Consider the following 18,430-nt stretch of genomic DNA (forward strand, 5'->3'; position numbering starts at 1 on the left):
TGTTTTTTGTTTCAAGAAAGAAGGGAGAAAAGAAGATGAAGAAACGATGGCGACTCAGTCTCTAACAAAGATTCAAGAAAACTAAAAAACAAATGATTGAGGTAAAAAATATGAAAAACAAACGTGTATTGGGAATGATTGGTGCTTTACTAGCTGTTATTTTGGTAGCTGTTGCTTACCCAATGTTGACCAACAAAAATGATGCGAATAAAACAAATGGAACTAAGAAGGTAAAAGTAGGTGTCTTGCAGTTGGTCAGCCACCCATCGCTAGACGAAATCTACAAGGGGATTCAAGATGGCTTGGCTGAAGAAGGCTACGATAAGGACAAGATTGAGATCGAATTCCTCAATGCGGAAGGAGACCAAAACAAGGTTGCAACCATGAGCAAACAATTGGTCCAAAACAACAACGACGTCTTGATCGGAATTGCAACCCCATCTGCTCAAGGTTTGGCTAGTGCGACTAAGGACAAACCAATCGTCATGGGTGCTATCACAGACCCAGTCGGAGCTAACTTGGTCAAAGATTTGAAAAAACCTGGTGGCAATATTACTGGAGTATCTGACCACAACCCAACGGAACAACAGTTGAAGTTAATCAAAGAGTTGACTCCAAACGTGAAAACAATCGGTGTTCTTTACTCAACCAGTGAAGATAATTCTAAAACTCAAGTAGAAGAATTTACAAAATTGGCTGAAAAAGCAGGCTACAAAGTAGTTCCTTATTCAGTCCCTTCTACAAATGAAATTGCTTCAACGGTTTCTGTCATGACTGGTAAAGTGGATGCTATCTGGGTTCCAATCGATAACACCATTGCATCAGCCTTCTCAACGGTAGTCGAAGCAAACAAAACAGCTAAAAAACCAATCTTCCCAAGTGCGACAGCCATGGTAGAAGCGGGTGGTTTAGGATCTGTGGTCGTAGACCAACATGATCTTGGCGTGGCAACTGGTAAAATGGCTGCGAAAATCTTGAAAGGTCAAAAACCAGCGGATACACCAGTTGAAATCTTCACAGATGGTAAGTCTGTCATTAACAAAAAAGTGGCAGCAGAATTAGGCATTACCATTCCAGAATCTGTCTTGAAAGAAGCTGGACAAGTCATCGAATAAAAACAAACGAATAACAAGAATGGCAAGGGAAGGAAAACAGGATTCACTTGTCATTTTTTGTAAAATCTGATAAACTAGATAGTAATTGAATAGAAATCTGCAAGACTAGTACCTCAAGGGAAGTGCCACAGGGAGAAGAGCCGTGACTGAAAGCTCTTTGCATGAAAGCTGAGTGAATTCACTTGCGTAAGGATTTAGAAATTAAGGTCTGAGTTTCAGATAAAAAACGGATGGTACCGCGTGTCAACGCTCCGAATATGGATGTGGCGCGTGGTTTTTTCTATGTCTGAGTGAAGACCATGATGGAGGAAATATGTCAACGATTGAAGAACAACTAAAAGCGCTTCGGGAAGAAACGCTGGCAGCCTTGAAGCAGATCTCTGCTGAAAATAAAAAAGAGATGCAAGAGTTACGCGTCTCTGTCCTTGGGAAGAAAGGGTCGCTAACCGAGATCCTCAAAGGGATGAAAGATGTCTCTGCTGAGATGCGTCCGGTCATCGGGAAACACGTTAATGAAGCTCGTGATGTCTTGACTGCTGCCTTTGAAGAAACAGCCAAGCTTTTGGAAGAAAAGAAAGTCCAAGCCAAATTGGCTAGTGAAAGTATCGACGTGACCCTTCCTGGACGTCCAGTTGCAAGTGGTCACCGTCATGTCTTGACCCAAACCAGTGAAGAAATCGAAGATATCTTTATCGGGATGGGCTACCAAGTCGTAGATGGCTTTGAAGTCGAAAAAGACTACTACAACTTTGAACGCATGAACTTGCCAAAGGATCACCCAGCTCGTGATATGCAGGACACCTTCTACATCACAGAAGAAATCTTGCTTCGGACCCATACTTCGCCAGTTCAAGCGCGTGCCATGGATGCGCATGACTTTAGCAAGGGGCCTTTGAAGATGATCTCTCCAGGGCGTGTTTTCCGTCGGGATACAGATGATGCGACCCACAGTCACCAGTTCCATCAGATCGAAGGCTTGGTTGTTGGGAAGAACATTTCTATGGCGGACCTTCAAGGAACGCTTCAGTTGATCGTGCAGAAGATGTTTGGTGCAGAACGTCAAATCCGTCTGCGTCCTTCTTACTTCCCATTCACCGAGCCATCTGTTGAAGTCGATGTCTCTTGCTTCAAATGTGGTGGAGCGGGATGTAATGTATGTAAGAAGACAGGTTGGATCGAAATCATGGGGGCCGGTATGGTTCACCCACGCGTGCTCGAGATGAGTGGCATTGATTCGACAGTCTATTCAGGATTCGCCTTTGGACTTGGTCAGGAGCGTGTAGCCATGCTTCGTTATGGAATCAATGATATCCGTGGCTTTTATCAAGGAGATGTTCGCTTCTCAGAACAGTTTAAATAATCATGTTAGTTAGAGTAAAAATCGATCAATTACAGACCTTACGTGACCTAGAGGTGGAAACCTATCGGGAGACCTTTGGTCCCTATATTGTTGAGGAAGACTTGGAAGAGTACTTCTCTACGGTGCTCTCTTTGGAGCAAATCGAGAAAGATCTGTTAGATCCAGAATCCGAAACCTATTTTGTCCTCAATGAAGAACAAGAAATCTGTGGTTTTCTCAAGATCAACTGGGGGCAAGCACAGACGGAGCCAGTAGAGATGGAAAAGTCCTTTGAGATTCAACGGATCTATGTCAAAAAGGAATATCATAGAGCTGGTTTCGGCAAGGAAATGTTTACCTTTGCGCTGGATCAAGCCAAGAGCCGTGGCTTTGAGTGGGCCTGGCTAGGGGTCTGGGAACGCAATTTTAAGGCGCAAGATTTTTACTACCGCTTTGGATTTGAACGATTTAGTGAACACCAGTATATTACCGGAGATACCGTGGATATAGATTGGTTATTGAGAAAGAAATTGACCTAGAATGGATAAGAAACATCTATTCTAGAGAAGGGGAGGTTACTAGACCTACCTAAGCCAGCCTCGAGCTGGAAAACACAAAATGAAAGGATCTAAACGAGGGCTTAAGGAAATCTAGGAAAGTCATTTAGATTTCAGTTTGGCCCTTGGTATCTTACATATGTTAGTTAGTTATAAATGGTTAAAAGAATTAGTGGACATTGATGTGCCATCACAAGAGTTGGCTGAAAAAATGTCAACCACAGGGATCGAGGTAGAAGGTGTCGAAACACCAGCTGCTGGTCTCTCAAAAATTGTCGTCGGAGAAGTCTTGTCTTGTGAAGATGTGCCCGAAACTCATTTGCATGTCTGCCAAGTCAATGTGGGTGAAGAAGAAACCCGTCAAATCGTCTGTGGAGCACCAAATGTGCGCGCTGGAATCAAGGTTATGGTAGCTCTTCCGGGTGCTCGCATTGCGGATAACTATAAGATCAAAAAAGGGAAAATCCGTGGCTTAGAGTCACTAGGGATGATCTGCTCACTTGGTGAATTGGGCATTTCTGACTCCGTTGTACCTAAGGAATTTGCAGATGGCATCCAAATCTTGCCGGATGATGCAGTACCAGGTGAGGAAGTATTTTCATATCTAGACTTGGATGATGAAATCATCGAACTTTCCATCACTCCAAACCGTGCGGACGCCCTTTCGATGCGTGGGGTTGCGTACGAAGTAGCAGCCATCTATGACAAGGCAGTGACCTTTAAAGAATTTTCTCTTGCTGAAACGGATCAAGCCGCAGCAGATGCCCTTTCTGTTAGCATTGACACAGATAAGGCACCATATTATGCGGCCCGTATCTTGGATAATGTGACCATCGCACCAAGTCCACAATGGTTGCAAAACCTCCTCATGAACGAAGGCATCCGTCCGATTAACAATGTCGTTGACGTGACCAACTACATCTTGCTCTACTTTGGTCAGCCTATGCATGCCTTCGACTTGGATACCTTTGAAGGAAACGACATCCGTGTGCGTGAAGCGCGTGCTGGTGAAAAATTAGTAACCTTGGATGGGGAAGAACGTGACTTGGAAGCAACTGACTTAGTGATTACGGTTGCAGACAAACCAGTAGCCCTTGCAGGTGTCATGGGTGGACAAGCTACAGAAATCTCTGAAAAGTCTAGTCGTGTTGTCCTTGAAGCTGCTGTCTTCAATGGCAAATCAATCCGTAAGACCAGTGGTCGCCTCAACCTTCGTTCTGAATCATCTTCTCGCTTTGAAAAAGGCATCAATGTGGCAACTGTTAATGAAGCCCTTGATGCCGCAGCAAGTATGATTGCTGAATTGGCTGGTGCAACCGTACGTAAGGGCATCGTTTCAGCAGGCCAGTTAGACACTTCTGATGTAGAAGTTTCTTCTACTCTTGCAGACGTTAACCGTGTCCTTGGAACAGAGCTTTCCTACGCGGATGTCGAAGATGTCTTCCGTCGTCTTGGTTTTGGCCTTTCTGGAAATGCAGAAAGCTTCACAGTCAGCGTTCCTCGTCGCCGTTGGGACATCACTATCGAAGCGGACCTCTTTGAAGAAATTGCTCGAATTTATGGTTATGACAAATTACCAGCAACCCTTCCAAAAGATGACGGGACAGCAGGTGAATTGACAGCGACTCAAAAATTGCGTCGTAAAGTTCGCACCATTGCAGAAGGAGCAGGACTGACTGAAATCATCACCTACGCTCTGACAACACCTGAAAAAGCAGTGGAGTTCACTACAGCGCCAAGTAACTTAACTGAGCTTATGTGGCCAATGACTGTGGATCGTTCAGTCCTCCGTCAAAATATGGTTTCAGGTATTTTGGATACCGTTGCTTACAACGTGGCTCGTAAGAACAAAGACTTGGCCTTTTACGAGATTGGAAAAGTCTTCGAGCAAACAGGAAATCCAAAAGAAGAATTGCCAAACGAAATCAATAGCTTTGCCTTTGCATTGACAGGTTTAGTTGCTGAAAAAGATTTCCAAACGGCAGCTGTTCCAGTTGATTTCTTCTATGCTAAAGGAATTCTTGAAGCCCTCTTTGCTCGCTTGGGTCTTAAAGCGACCTATACAGCAACGCGAGAGATCAAGAGTCTTCACCCAGGACGCACAGCTTTGATCTCACTCGGTGATCAAGTAGTCGGTTACCTCGGACAAGTGCATCCAGTGACTGCTAAGGCTTATGATATTCCAGAGACTTATGTAGCTGAGCTCAACCTTTCAGCTATCGAAGCAGCCCTTCAACCAGCTGCTCCATTTGTGGAAATTACTAAGTTCCCAGCGGTGAGCCGTGATATCGCCCTTCTCCTCAAAGCAGAAGTGACTCACCAAGAGGTAGTCGATGCCATCCAAGCTGCGGGCGTGAAACGCTTGACAGACATCAAGCTCTTTGACGTCTTCTCAGGTGAAAAACTGGGTGTCGGAATGAAGTCTATGGCCTACAGTCTGACCTTCCAAAATCCAGAAGATAGCTTGACAGACGAAGAAGTCGCACGCTACATGGAAAAAATCCAAGCTTCCCTTGAAGAAAAAGTAGACGCAGAAGTGCGGTAAATCGTAAAAATTTGGAACAGTTGAGAATTTCTCAGCTGTTTTTTTCTTACAGAATTTACTTGATATAGAGCTTAAAACCCTATAAAAATAAAGAAATTCCTTTAAGTACTCAAAATATCCATGTCAATCATCCTTCTATTTTTGACAAATATTTTTATTTTTTTGGCAAATATACTTGTCAAAAAGAAAAAGAAGTGTTACAATAATTTTAGTTGAAAGAAGGGGAGGTTTTCTTATGGGAGCCATGTGGATTCTTTTTATCCCTTTTTTGGTTATATTTTATGCAAGCTCAGAAAAGAAGATAAAAAGGTTGAACAAACGCATCAGACGATTGGAAAAACAATTAAAAGGAAATCAAGATATGTCTAGACTTTTAGAAGAATTAAAAGGCCAAACGGTCACTGTTACAGTAAATGGTTTTGGAACCGAATATGAAATTATCGATATCGATGAAGATTGGGTCAAATTAAGCCGTGAAAATAAGAAAAAAGAAAAGGAAACCAAGTTAGTCCGTATCGAAGATATTCAAGGTATTCAACTATAGGAGGCGGATGCCATGATTTTAAAAAATCGACTGAAAGAGCTAAGGGCGCGTGATGGGCTCAACCAATCCGAGCTAGCTAAGCTAGCAGGAGTCTCACGCCAGTCCATCAGTCTCTTGGAGCGGGGAGAATACACCCCCTCGGTTATCATTGCGATCACCATCGCCCAAATTTTCAAGGAACCGGTGGAGAATGTCTTTAGTCTAGTAGAGGGAGAGGAATAAAAGTGAAAAAGAAGTACAAAGAAAGGTCAGCCCGTTTTCGTTTTTGGAGAAACATTGCCATGTTCCTACCAGGTGTCATCGTCGCTTTTTTGATAGGATTTGTTGGGTCAGACCATCCTATTGAATTCCAAAAGTTATTTGATCGAGATATGCTTTATATAGGTTCTATCATTTTATATTTGATAATTTTCGGAATTGCGTCTACCTATCTTTTCTCGTCTCGTCAGTCATATCAGATGATGGAGGCGACCGAGGATGAAGACGAGGCCTACCGTTATGAAAGCCAAACGAGAAGAATCTATGACTTGGCTACGATTTTCAAAGGCGTCATGATTGTTCCCTATCTACTAGTGATTTTCTTCTCTTGCCAAAAACTAGTCTATGAAGAAAAACTGACAGGTATCCTTGGGAAATACACCATCCCGCTTACTTTCCTTGGTTTGCTTTTACTTACTTTTGGATTGGAACATCAGTTTCGAAAAACGTTTAAACAGATTTATGGAAAAGCGATTCCACGCAATTCTAGCGGAGCAGAAGTCCGTGAATTAATAATGAGTATGATGGATGAAGCAGAAAAACAAATTTGCTACGAGGAGAACTTCGACATTGTTTTCAAGTTAAGCAATTATGTCTTACCGATTTCCTTAATGGCGATATTCTTAGTTGGGATTACATTCCAGACAGATATCTTGTTAGCATTAGTAGTTGTATCACTGATTTATGTCTATATCTTGGTCTCTCAGTACAAGATTACCAAACGTTACTATAAAGAGTAGAGGAGTTTTCTATGTTAGAAATTAGAAATTTAGAAAAGAGTTTTGGCAAGAAGCAAGTCTTGTTCGGGATTGACTTGACTGCGAAAAAAGGATCTATCTTAGGTTTGATCGGGAAGAACGGAGCAGGGAAGACCACCATCTTCCATAGTATCCTCCGCTTCCTTGACTACAGTGGCGATATCCAATTGGATGGCCAAGCAATCAGTCAAGAAACCTATAAGGAAATCGGCTACCTGCCAGAAGAGCGGAGCCTCATGCCTAAGTTGACTATCTACGAGCAAGTCCGTTACCTTGCTAATCTCAAAGGAATGTCAACTGCTGAGGTCAAGGAGAAACTTCCAATTTGGATGGAAAAGCTCCAAGTAAAAGGGAAATTAACCGATAAGATTAAGAGCCTTTCAAAAGGGAATCAGCAAAAGGTTCAATTGATCATTACCATGATCCATGAGCCAAAATTGATCATCTTGGATGAGCCGTTTAGTGGACTGGATCCTGTCAATACAGAAGTGCTTAAGCAGGTCATTTTTGAAGAAAAAGAACGCGGTGCCACCATTATCTTCTCTGACCACGTCATGACCAATGTGGAAGAACTCTGTGATGAGTTGGTTATGATTCGTGATGGATCTGTGATTCTTTCAGGTCCCGTACAAGAAGTTCGCAATAGCTTCGGGAAGACTCGTCTCTTCGTATCCAATGACTTCAGTAAAGAGGAGTTGGAAGTGCTGCCTCACGTGACCAAGGTGACCATGACCAAGCAAGGTCTATGGAAGTTGGTCTTGGATGATGAGACAGCTGGTCCAGACCTCTTTGACCAGTTGACCAAGGGTCGCTATCTAGCAACCTTTGACCAACAAGCCCCAACCATTGATGAAATCTTTAAATTAGAATCAGGAGTAGAAGTATGAAACAGATGCTGATTGTTATCAAAGAAACTTATTTACGCCAAGTGAAATCATGGAGCTTTTTCCTGATGGTTCTTTCTCCCTTTCTCTTCATTGGATTGACGATCGGAATAAACTACTTCGTTGGCTCTTCTACCTCTGCTAAAAGCAACATTGCCTTGATTACAGATCAAGCTCCTGTCAAGGAAGGCTTGAAAGGAACTGATGGCTTGACCTTTGACTATAAGGATGAAGCAGCAGCTAAGAAGGCCATGAAAGAGGAAGAAATCAAGGGAATCCTCACAGTTGAAGAAAAGGATGGCCAGCTAGAGGCTCGCTACCAGAGTGAGGATGCCATGAAGCCAGATTTCAAATCAGTCCTTATGGCAAAATTGAGTCAGGTCCAACAAATGCTCAATGTTTCTAAGGCGGACTTAAGCCAAGAGCAGTTAACAGCCCTTTCGCAACAGGTCTCATTGACTGAAAAAATTGATGAGAAGAAAGAAGGGCTAAAAATGGTGCAAACCATGGTAGCTGGAGGAATCGGTTTTCTTCTTTACATGATTCTGATCTTTTATTCAAGTATCACTGCTCAAGAGGTAGCTAGTGAAAAAGGAACCAAGATCATGGAAGTGGTCTTCTCAAGCATTCGTGCAACTCACTATTTCTATGCTCGCATGATTGGTCTTTTTGGAGTAATTTTTACCCATATTGGTATCTATGCAGTCGGCTTGGGAGGCGTTTGGATGTTTAGAGATTCCATTCCTCTTGTAAAAGATATTTTATCTCCAGACTCTCCTATCACTCAACATATTGGACAATCTATTTCCTTGAACACCTTCTTCTTTATCATTCTCGGAATCTTCATGTACGTTGTTCTTTCAGCTTTCCTAGGCTCAACAGTTGCTCGTCCAGAAGATACAGGAAAGGCCCTCTCTCCTCTGATGATGTTAGTGATGGTTGGATTCTTTGGAGTGACTGCCTTGGGTAGCGCAGGAGATGTCCCTCTATTGAAGATTGGATCCTACATTCCATTCATTTCAACCTTCTTCATGCCATTCCGTACGATTAATGGCTATGCAAGTGGACTTGAATCATGGGGTTCATTCGGAATTGCCTTAGCCTTCACGCTCCTCGGCACCATGATCATTGGAAAAATCTATTCTAGCCTCATCCTACAAACAGATGATTTAGGTTTGGTCAAGACTGTTAAAAAAGCTTTAAGCTATCGCTAAAAGAGACACCTTCAGTGGATACTGGAGGTGTTTTGCTTTGTGAAATCGTTGCTGTTTGGTCTTCTTTACTTTATAATGAAAGTAGAATGAAAAGGAGGCGGACATGAACTATATTGAGTTTTCTGAAAATGAGCGTCTGTCCACGATTGTCCTTGGGATGATGCGGATCAGCCAGATGAGTGAAGATGAGGTGGAGGCCTTAGTGGAGGCGGCCTTATCGATTGGGATCAACACTTTTGATCTGGCGGACATCTATGGCGATGGCCAGTGTGAGGTCCTACTTGGTAAGGTCCTCAGACGTCGTCCGGATCTTCGGGACCAGATGTGGATCCAGTCCAAGTGTGGCATTCGCAAAGACGGCTTTACCTATTTTGATTTTTCTAAGGACTATATTTTGGACTCCGTCGATGGCATACTCGAGCGCCTGCAGATCGAGCGCTTAGATAGTCTCCTCCTTCACCGACCGGATGCTCTCATGGAGCCTGAAGAAGTAGCAGCAGCTTTTGATCACTTGGAGCAAGCGGGCAAGGTCCGTCATTTTGGAGTGTCCAATCAAAATCCTATGATGATGGAATTGCTCAAAACGGCTGTCAAACAGCCTCTCAAGGTCAACCAGTTGCAGTTGAGTGCCGCCTTTACACCGAGCTTTGAAGCTGGTTTTCATGTCAATATGGAAGGGCCAAAAGCAGCCGTGCGAGATGGCAGTGTTTTTGAGTATTGTCGCTTAACAGATACGGTGATCCAAGCCTGGTCTGTCCTTCAGCATGGCTATTTCAAGGGGAATTTTGTCGGTAAGGAAGAGTTTGCGGCTCTCAATCATGTCCTTAATGACTTGGCGAAGAAATACCAGGTCACTCCGATAGCCATTGCCCTTGCTTGGGTCCTCCGCTATCCAGGGAAGATGCAGGCCGTCATCGGAACGACCAAACCCCAGCATGTCCTTGAAGCGGGGAAAGCAGCAGATGTCACCTTGACCCGCAAGGAATGGTACCAAGTCTACCTGGCTGCAGGAAATGATTTGCCATAGAATATTTATTAGTAGACCAGACTTCACTTCTATCAGTGGGCTGGTTTTTTTGTTTTATGCTTTACGGATTTTTCTTGACAATTCTTTCTTTGTTATGGTATTCTTTATGCAACACATGTTGCGTAACAACTGTTGCGCGAAAGGAGTCTTATGCCACCAAAGGTTAAATTTAGTAAAGAGACTATGATTGGGACGGCTTTACAATTGGTGAGAGAAGAGGGCCTGGCTAGTTTGACGGCTCGAGCATTAGCAGAGAAACTGGGAGCCACACCAAGAGTCATTTTTGGGCAATTTGCAAATATGTCTGAGTTACAAACAGAGGTTATTGTTGCTGCGGAAATGGTAGTGGTGGAGTATATACGCCAGGCTTTAGAAGATGAGAAGCCTTTTCGATCTGTCGGGGTTGCTTATATCCTGTTCGCCTCAAAAGAGCCCCAACTCTTTCAATTGCTTTTCCAAAATCCTAGTAAAGATCCGATTCGTCGCTTTCAAGATTTTCTTCCCATGAAGGATCATAGTTACCAATTGGTTCTGGATTCGATTGTCGCAGACTATCCGTTGACGTTAGAGGAGGCTAGTCGCTTGTACCAGCATCTATTTATCTACTCACACGGGATGGCCTCTATGGTTGCTTCTGGTATTTATCAGTTCAGCATGGAAGAAGTGATTGGATTATTGACAGAAGTTTGTCAATCTCTCATCAAAGAAATGGTAGGAAAGAAATGATTCAACTAGAAAATGTTCACAAAAGCTATGGGCAAACCAAGGTCCTAAAAGGGATTGATCTGCAGATTCAAGACCAGGATGATGTGGTTATCCTAGGCCCTTCTGGATCGGGCAAGTCAACTCTCTTAAACGTATTATCCGGATTAGAAAAGGTAGACGAGGGGCATATTCTCATTCAAGGACAGGATTTATCGCAACTCACGGATGCTCAATTGACAGCCTTCAGACGTGAGAAGATTGCCTTTATTTTCCAGCAGTATTATTTATTACCTAATCTGACGGTCAGACAGAATGTAAAGATGGGAGCCGACCTGGCAAACAATCATGATTTTTTGCAGATCATCGAAGATTTGGGGCTTGTCGATAAGCTGGACAAGTATCCAAGTGAATTGTCTGGTGGGGAACAGCAGAGAGTGTCTATTGCTCGGGCCTTGGCCAAAAAGCCAGAGATTCTTTTCTTAGATGAGCCGACGGGAGCTCTCGATGAAGAAACAGGGCGCAAGATTCTTGACTATATCTGGAAGTTGAAGGAAAAGCTAGGATTTACCCTAATCATGGTGACGCACAACCAAAATATTGCGGATATGGCGAGAACCATCATTCGTGTCAATAGTGGCAAGATTACTGAAGTGGTGACCAACGATCAGCCTCAGACTGCCTATGAGATTGGATGGTAAGCTATGTTTTCAGTAAAAGATATTCGAAAATTAGTTGTCGTCAGTATTATTGGGGCTTGTGCGGTCTTTGTGGCCAATCTCTTCTTGAATTTTTATTTGGATATCGAGCAGTTGGAGATTTCTAAAACCAATCCGATGATTACGACCTACTATGATGCCCAAGTTTCGCTATCTTGGATGGTGGCCATGGTCAGTGGAGTCGTCTTGTCCTTGACGTCGATCCTTCTCATGTGCTTTTATATTAAACAATTTGTCGATGGCCACAAGGAACAATTAGGAATTTTAAAGGCCTTGGGCTATAGCAATGGCCAGTTGGCTAAACGATTTTGGGCTTTTGGACTCAGTTTTGGAGTTGGAGCGCTTCTTGGCTATTTCGCTTCTTTTCTAATGATGGGACATTTTTATGACTTTCGTAATGAGAAGGGGATTTTGCCAGACATTACCATTCATTTTCATTGGCAACTCTTCCTTGCTTTGGTGATGCTGCCAACGACCTTCTTTATGGTTCTTGCGATTGGCTATGCTCGAAGACAACTACAAACGCCGGCCCTTCGCTTATTGAAAAAATCTCCAACACCGATCAAGGTCAAAAGGAGAAAGAGGGCTCCTAAGAAAGAGAAAGCCTTCCTAAAAGAGTTGTCTTCGTCGCTGATGTGGGGTAGAAAATCGATCTTGTTTTTTGTAGTCTTTGGCTCCATGTGTTTCGCGGCCATGGTTCAATTGTCCTTTGGCCTAAGTGATTACACAGATGACATCATCCAAGCTATGATGATTATGATTGGCTTAATCCTTTCTTTCTCTATTCTCTTTTTGTCATTGGGGATTGTGGTCTCAGAAGGTCGCGAAACCTTGGCTTTGATGAAGGCCTTTGGCTACACAGATCGTGAATGCCAAAGTCATATTCTCTCTCCCTATCGTTTCTGGGCCTATCTAGGATTCCTTCTTGGGACGGCTTATCAATACGGTATTATGGAAATTTTGATCGGGGTGATCAAAGATACGGTTCCTGAAAAAATTGAGCATCACTTTGACTGGAACGTTTGCTTTTGGACGTTGATCGGATTTGCGGTGGTTTATGAAAGCCTCTTTTATCTCTCCAATAGAAAACTCCAAAAACAAACCATCAAAGAAGTGCTCTTAGCAGAATAAAATAAATAGAAAGAGGCTAGGACAAAAGTCCTAGCCTCTCAATTGTCTTTGGGTTGTCGAGCAAGACGCAGTGGTTGAGTGGGCTCTACTACGCTGATTTCATCAGCTTTTACAGCCCTACTCAACTGTGCGGAGGTGGGACGACGAAATCGAATTCTAACGAATGACCGATTTCTGTCCCACTCTCTTTTCTTGTGAAACTCATTGACAGAGAGGGGCTTTTCCGCTATTCTAAGGGAAATAATAGAAATAAAAGGGAGACAGCATGAAACGGAGCTACTGGCAGGACCTGAAGGGGGCCTTTTACTTAATCTGGCGCAACAAATGGTCCTTTATCTCTGTGGGGATCCTCCTGCAGTTTGTGATTGGTATTGGGGTTGCGGCCTTGAGCTTGGTGTCCCTCAGTACCAGTGAATAGGAATACGGTTTAAATAGAAATCTGGCTTACTAGGTTTCAAGATGGCCAAATTGGAATATTCTTTAGTGATGTTACCTAAATGTTTGATTTTTCTTCCATATTCCTCTATACTAAGTAGTATGAATAATGAAAGTCGTCCCTACAGTAACGCTGTCAGGGCGCTTTCTCTTTCTATAGCTTTCTTTTGTAGGCGCAATCCTCTCAGAACGAAGGACTGTTTCTTTGTTCGGAAATGGACTGCCAGTAAAGAAAACTTTACTAACTAGTATTTTTAGGAGGTAACTATGCTTCAGTCATTGATTGCTGAAATCAAGGAATACAAGAAACCCTCTATTCTAGCCTCACTCTATATGGTGTTTGAGGTCATGTTTGAGATTTCTATTCCATTCATTATGGCGACGCTTTTGGACAAGGGGGTTCAGAAGGGGGATATGACCACTGTTCTCACCTATGGTCTCCTCATGTTGGTCTTCGCCTTTCTCTCTCTTTTCTGTGGGATGCAGTCGGCTCGCTACGGGGCTTTTGCTTCAGCTGGATTTGCTAAGAACCTACGGAAGGCAATTTTCAAGAAGATCCAAACTTTCTCCTTCGAAAACATCGATAGCTTCTCCTCAGGTGGTCTGGTAACCCGAATGATGACGGATGTGACCAATGTGCAGAACTCCTATCAGATGGTGATCCGGATCTGTGTGCGCGCACCGCTCAATCTGATCTTTGCTATCGTTGCTAGCTACTTGATCAATCCGCAGATGGCTAGTATCTTTGTAGGGATTACCCTTTTCTTGGGACTGGTCTTGGGGTTGATTACTAAGCTTGTCTATCCACTCTTTACCAAGGTCTTCGAGGCCTATGATAACTTGAACAACAGCATCCAGGAAAACATCACCAACATGCGCGTGGTCAAGTCTTATGTCAAGGAAGAAGAAGAGACTGTCAAGTTTAAGAAAGCTTCTCGCTTGATCTACAACATGTTCATGAAGGCTATCCGCATCGTGATCTTGAGTAGTCCAGCCATGATGTTATCCTTGTATGCTTCCTTTATCTTGATCTCTTGGATCGGGGCACAACTCATCGTGGGTGGAAGCTTTACGACTGGTGAGCTGACGTCTATGTTTGCCTATGTCATGACCATCCTTATGTCCCTCATGATGTTTATGATGATCTTTGTTATGCTCTCGATCTCTATGGCATCTGTAGAACGGATCAATGAAGTCCTTGGGACAGAGTCAACCATCGTCTCTCCGGAGAACGGTCTGACAGAAGTGGCAGATGGCTCTATTACCTTCGACCATGTGGACTTCGCCTACACAGATGAAAATGGTGACAAGACCCATGTCTTGTCCGATATCAACCTCAGCATTCGCTCGGGTGAAGTGATCGGGATTCTTGGGGGGACTGGTTCCGGTAAGTCTAGTCTGGTCCAGCTCATCCCTCGTCTCTATGATGTGGAGTCTGGTAGCGTTAAGGTCGCTGGTCAGGATGTGCGAAACTATGATTTAGATCATTTGCGCAAGCAAGTAGCCATGGTGCTTCAAACCAATGTCCTCTTCTCTGGTACCATCAAGGAAAATATGCGCTGGGGGAATAAGGATGCGACGGATGAAGAAATCATGGAAGCTTGTAAGATTGCTCAAGCGGATGAATTTATCCAGAACTTTAAGGATGGCTATGATACCATGATCGAACGTGGTGGAGCCAATGTGTCAGGTGGTCAGCGTCAACGTCTCTGTATCGCCCGCGCTCTCTTGATGAATCCAAAGATTTTGATCTTAGATGATTCGACCTCGGCTGTCGATACTAAGACCGATAGCCTGATCCGTCAAGGATTGGCTACCAGTCTTAAAGACACGACCAAGATCATCATTGGTCAACGGATCTCTTCTATCCAAGATGCAGACCGGATCGTGGTCATGAATGATGGTAAGATCGATGCGATTGGTACTCACCACGACTTGATTGAGACCAATGCCATCTACCGTGAAGTCTATGACATGCAAACCCAAGGGAAAGGAGGACAAGCAGATGCAGAATAAGAAAAAAGCAGGCTGGGGCTCTCTCGTGCGCTTACTGGCCTACATGTGGCAACAGTATAAGTTCGTCCTTCTCTTAGCAGCTGCCCTTATCGTGACAGCCTCCCTTTCTACGGTCTATATTACATCCTCCATCCGAGCCTTGGTGGACCAATATATCCAACCCATGCTGGATAGTGGAAGCAAGGACTTTGGCCCCCTCTTAACTTTCTTATCAACATTAGCAGTGATTGGAGTGGTGGGAGTTTTGGCCAACTATGGCTTCTCCCTCATTATGGCGACAGTGTCTCAGGATACGCTACGCTCTCTGCGGAACCAGCTCTTTGCCCGTATGCAGAAGCTCCCTGTGAAGTATTTTGATACCCACCAGCACGGGGACATCATGTCTATCTATACCAATGACATCGACGCTCTTCGCCAAGCGATCGAGCAGTCCATCCCGCAGCTCTTGCAGTCTGCCATCACGATCATCGGTGTAGCAGTCAGCATGATCATGATTAGCCCTCTTCTTTTCCTTCTCGTTCTTTCGATGGTCGGCGTCATGGCCTATGTCATTAAGGATATCTCTGGCAAGTCTGGTCGCTATTTCGCCGATCAGCAAAAGAACCTAGGGATTGAAAATGGCTTTATCGAAGAGATGATGGCTGGTCAAAAGGTAGTCAAGGCCTTTGTCCATGAAGAGGAAAGCATTGAAGCCTTTGAGCGGATCAATGACCAACTCTTTGAATCATCCTACCAAGCTAACCGCTATGCCAATGTCCTGATGCCGATCTTGGGGAACCTGGGAAATGTCTCCTTCGTCTTGACCTCATTGGTCGGAGGAATCTTCGCCTTGAATGGGATCAGTGGCCTCACCATTGGTGGTCTCATGGCCTTTCTCCAGCTCAACCGTTCCTTCAACGGGCCTATCACCCAAGTATCGCAACAGTTGAACTTTGTCCTCATGGCTCTGGCTGGGGCAGATCGGATCTTTGATCTCTTGGATGAAGAAGTCGAAGTGGATGAAGGGAAAGTGACCTTGGTCAACTATGAAGAGGTCGATGGTCGCATGGTCATCACTGATAAGAAGACCAACCTCTGGGCTTGGAAACACCCGCGGGAAAATGGAGACTATGAACTGGTCAAATTGGTCGGAAATGTCGTCTTTACCAATGTAGACTTCTCTTACAATGAGAAGAACCAAATCCTCTACGATATCAACCTCTATGCGGACAAGGGTCAAAAGGTGGCCTTTGTAGGCGCGACAGGAGCAGGGAAGACCACCATAACCAACTTGATCAACCGTTTCTACGATATTCAATCAGGATCTATCACCTATGATGGTATCGATGTGAAGCTGATCGAGAAGGCTTCGCTCCGTCGCTCTCTAGGGATTGTCTTGCAGGATACCCACCTCTTCACTGGAACCATTGCAGAAAATATCGCCTATGGTCGATCAGATGCGACCCGGGAGGAAATCCTGGAAGCAGCCCGCATTGCCAATGTGGATTCCTTCGTCAAACATTTGGACCAAGGCTACGATACTGTCTTGAACGATGATGGAGCCGGTCTATCCAATGGTCAACGTCAGCTGATTGCTATTGCGCGTGCTGCCTTGGCCAATGCGCCAGTCTTGATCCTTGATGAAGCGACCTCTTCGATCGACTCACGGACAGAGAAGATGGTCCAAGAAGGGATGGATCGCCTGATGGCCGGACGCACCGTCTTTGTCATCGCCCACCGTCTCTCAACCATCGTCAACTCGGACGTGATCATGGTCATGGACAAGGGACGCATCATCGAGCGAGGCAACCACGCTTCCTTGATGGCAGAACGCGGGACTTATTACCGCCTCTACACCGGTGGTCTTGAAATTGATTAACACAAAAAAAGTCTGAGCGTTGGCACAGGCTTTTTGCTTATGGATAATGTTGTCTTTGAAACTTTCCTTAGGTGAGATCGGATGTCAGCGAACTTCGAAGAAGTTCCATGACTAAATCAAGATACAAAGGGCGTCTGCGGATAAAGTCAAAATAGAAAGTTTGACGCAGAATCTTTGGATTCTAGGAAGACTTATCTTTTTGACACAATCCGCAGCCCGTGTTCAATTCGTTTTGAGCCCCTTCACTCTTTCATTTCTGGGCTCAGGCTAAAACAGTTTCCCAAACTGTTTTACTCTAAATAATTCCGTGTGAGGCTGGGACAAAAGTCCTAGCCTCTCAATTGTTTTTGGATTGTCGAACAAGACGCAGTGGTTGAGTGGGCTCTACTACGCTGTATTTATCAGCTTTTACAGCCCTACTCAACTGTGCGGAGGTGGGACGACGAAATCGAATTCTAATGAATTACTGATTTCTGTCCCACTCTCTTTTTATGACTTCACTCATTTCCATGGTATAATGGGAGGACTATTCATAGAGAAGATCAAAAGGAGACAAGAGTGGATCAAAAACATCACTGCCAAGTCCTATGGGCGAAAAATAAATACCTGGTGCTGAGTCGTTCTAGTAATATCTACAAGGAAATTCGGGAATACCTCAAGCAAGACCGGGTAGAGGTCAGCCAGGTTGAGGGCTTGATCCAGCAAGCGCTGGCTTTACCGGAAAATCGTGGCCAGGTCTCCAACGCCTTCCAGCATATCTGGGGCTATTTCAAAAAGCAGGCGACTGCAGAGGAAAAGGCGGACTTCATGTTGTTACTTGAGAAGTACCAGCATGGCCAAGCTAGCCAAGAGGACCTTATCAAGGGGATCCAAAATCTCCTTGAGCGCTACCCTAATCGCTATTTACAAGATTCGACGCTACTAGGAGGCCAATAGATGAGACTTTGGCACCAAGACTTGATTCCCAAACTCCCACGCCCCCAGCTCCTGGGCCAACACCGAGAATGCTGCGCTCTGAGAGGCAATGGCTGGGGCAAGAAGCATGCGACGGTCAACTATGTCTTTGACTACTCGCCTTATCGCCTCTATGCCTATCACCGCCTGATCATGGAGGAGATGACCGCTAGAGGATACAAGGTCAGCCCAGAGTGGTGGGAGCCGACCTACCGAGGCAAGACCTGCCCAGCCTATCCAGAATTGGAAAAGGAAGCTTTGAACACCCCCATCTATCCCGAGCACCAGGCTACTTACCTCCAAGAATGCCTGGAGAATCTGACAGAAAAAGGGATTCAATTAGACTAATTATTGATTAAGTAAAAATGTAAGTT

The 18,430-nt window shown here is 44.4% G+C and carries 18 protein-coding genes; all 18 read left to right on the forward strand.

What is annotated here, in order from left to right; translation table 11 throughout:
- Positions 1–110: 110 nt before the first annotated feature.
- Positions 111–1,115: a tryptophan ABC transporter substrate-binding protein gene (gene trpX / locus DW930_RS00545; RefSeq protein ID WP_123159046.1), complete on the forward strand. Its 1,005-nt coding sequence runs from the start codon at positions 111–113 to the stop codon at positions 1,113–1,115.
- 313 nt (positions 1,116–1,428) lie between these two features.
- Complete coding sequence (pheS, locus tag DW930_RS00550; RefSeq protein WP_023023788.1) at positions 1,429–2,475, forward strand: phenylalanine--tRNA ligase subunit alpha; 1,047 nt, start codon at positions 1,429–1,431, stop codon at positions 2,473–2,475.
- Positions 2,476–2,477: 2 nt separating this feature from the next.
- Complete coding sequence (locus tag DW930_RS00555; RefSeq protein ID WP_123159047.1) at positions 2,478–2,993, forward strand: GNAT family N-acetyltransferase; 516 nt, start codon at positions 2,478–2,480, stop codon at positions 2,991–2,993.
- Positions 2,994–3,150: 157 nt separating this feature from the next.
- A complete protein-coding gene (pheT, locus tag DW930_RS00560; protein ID WP_123159453.1) occupies positions 3,151–5,556 on the forward strand; it encodes a phenylalanine--tRNA ligase subunit beta in 2,406 nt (801 codons plus the stop codon).
- Positions 5,557–5,791: 235 nt separating this feature from the next.
- Positions 5,792–6,100 carry a hypothetical protein gene (locus DW930_RS00565; RefSeq protein ID WP_120701778.1) on the forward strand — a complete coding sequence of 103 codons (309 nt, stop codon included), beginning with the start codon at positions 5,792–5,794 and terminating at the stop codon, positions 6,098–6,100.
- A gap of 12 nt (positions 6,101–6,112) precedes the next feature.
- A complete protein-coding gene (locus DW930_RS00570) occupies positions 6,113–6,322 on the forward strand; it encodes a helix-turn-helix transcriptional regulator (protein ID WP_003002675.1) in 210 nt (69 codons plus the stop codon).
- Positions 6,323–6,324: 2 nt separating this feature from the next.
- Positions 6,325–7,098 (forward strand): DUF3169 family protein, encoded by a 774-nt coding sequence (locus DW930_RS00575; protein ID WP_123159048.1) that lies wholly within the window; start codon positions 6,325–6,327, stop codon positions 7,096–7,098.
- Positions 7,099–7,109: 11 nt separating this feature from the next.
- On the forward strand, positions 7,110–8,003 hold the full coding sequence (locus DW930_RS00580) for an ABC transporter ATP-binding protein (protein WP_013903836.1): 894 nt from the start codon (positions 7,110–7,112) through the stop codon (positions 8,001–8,003).
- Complete coding sequence (locus DW930_RS00585; protein ID WP_123159049.1) at positions 8,000–9,214, forward strand: ABC transporter permease; 1,215 nt, start codon at positions 8,000–8,002, stop codon at positions 9,212–9,214. The genes DW930_RS00580 and DW930_RS00585 overlap by 4 nt, the downstream gene beginning before the upstream one ends.
- Positions 9,215–9,317: 103 nt before the next feature.
- Positions 9,318–10,241: an aldo/keto reductase gene (locus DW930_RS00590; protein ID WP_123159050.1), complete on the forward strand. Its 924-nt coding sequence runs from the start codon at positions 9,318–9,320 to the stop codon at positions 10,239–10,241.
- 150 nt (positions 10,242–10,391) lie between these two features.
- The gene (locus DW930_RS00595) at positions 10,392–10,967 is read left to right on the forward strand and encodes a TetR family transcriptional regulator (RefSeq protein ID WP_123159051.1); all 576 of its coding nucleotides are present in this window, start codon (positions 10,392–10,394) and stop codon (positions 10,965–10,967) included.
- Positions 10,964–11,644: an ABC transporter ATP-binding protein gene (locus tag DW930_RS00600; protein ID WP_123159052.1), complete on the forward strand. Its 681-nt coding sequence runs from the start codon at positions 10,964–10,966 to the stop codon at positions 11,642–11,644. Before DW930_RS00595 ends, DW930_RS00600 begins: the two co-directional genes overlap by 4 nt.
- A gap of 3 nt (positions 11,645–11,647) precedes the next feature.
- Positions 11,648–12,793 (forward strand): FtsX-like permease family protein, encoded by a 1,146-nt coding sequence (locus tag DW930_RS00605; protein ID WP_123159053.1) that lies wholly within the window; start codon positions 11,648–11,650, stop codon positions 12,791–12,793.
- Between the two features lie 265 nt (positions 12,794–13,058).
- Positions 13,059–13,211, forward strand: coding sequence for a dTDP-6-deoxy-D-glucose-3,5-epimerase (locus DW930_RS00615; RefSeq protein WP_123159054.1), 153 nt, complete (start codon positions 13,059–13,061; stop codon positions 13,209–13,211).
- A 284-nt stretch (positions 13,212–13,495) separates the two neighbouring features.
- Positions 13,496–15,244, forward strand: coding sequence for an ABC transporter ATP-binding protein (locus DW930_RS00620; RefSeq protein ID WP_123159055.1), 1,749 nt, complete (start codon positions 13,496–13,498; stop codon positions 15,242–15,244).
- The gene (locus DW930_RS00625) at positions 15,234–17,102 is read left to right on the forward strand and encodes an ABC transporter ATP-binding protein (protein WP_123159056.1); all 1,869 of its coding nucleotides are present in this window, start codon (positions 15,234–15,236) and stop codon (positions 17,100–17,102) included. Before DW930_RS00620 ends, DW930_RS00625 begins: the two co-directional genes overlap by 11 nt.
- 558 nt (positions 17,103–17,660) lie before the next feature.
- The gene (locus DW930_RS00630) at positions 17,661–18,038 is read left to right on the forward strand and encodes a YbgA family protein (protein ID WP_123159057.1); all 378 of its coding nucleotides are present in this window, start codon (positions 17,661–17,663) and stop codon (positions 18,036–18,038) included.
- Positions 18,039–18,404 carry a TIGR02328 family protein gene (locus DW930_RS00635; protein WP_123159058.1) on the forward strand — a complete coding sequence of 122 codons (366 nt, stop codon included), beginning with the start codon at positions 18,039–18,041 and terminating at the stop codon, positions 18,402–18,404.
- Positions 18,405–18,430: the final 26 nt, after the last annotated feature.

Source organism: Streptococcus sp. AM43-2AT, assembly GCF_003603405.1.
Classification (GTDB): Bacteria; Bacillota; Bacilli; order Lactobacillales; family Streptococcaceae; genus Streptococcus; species Streptococcus ilei.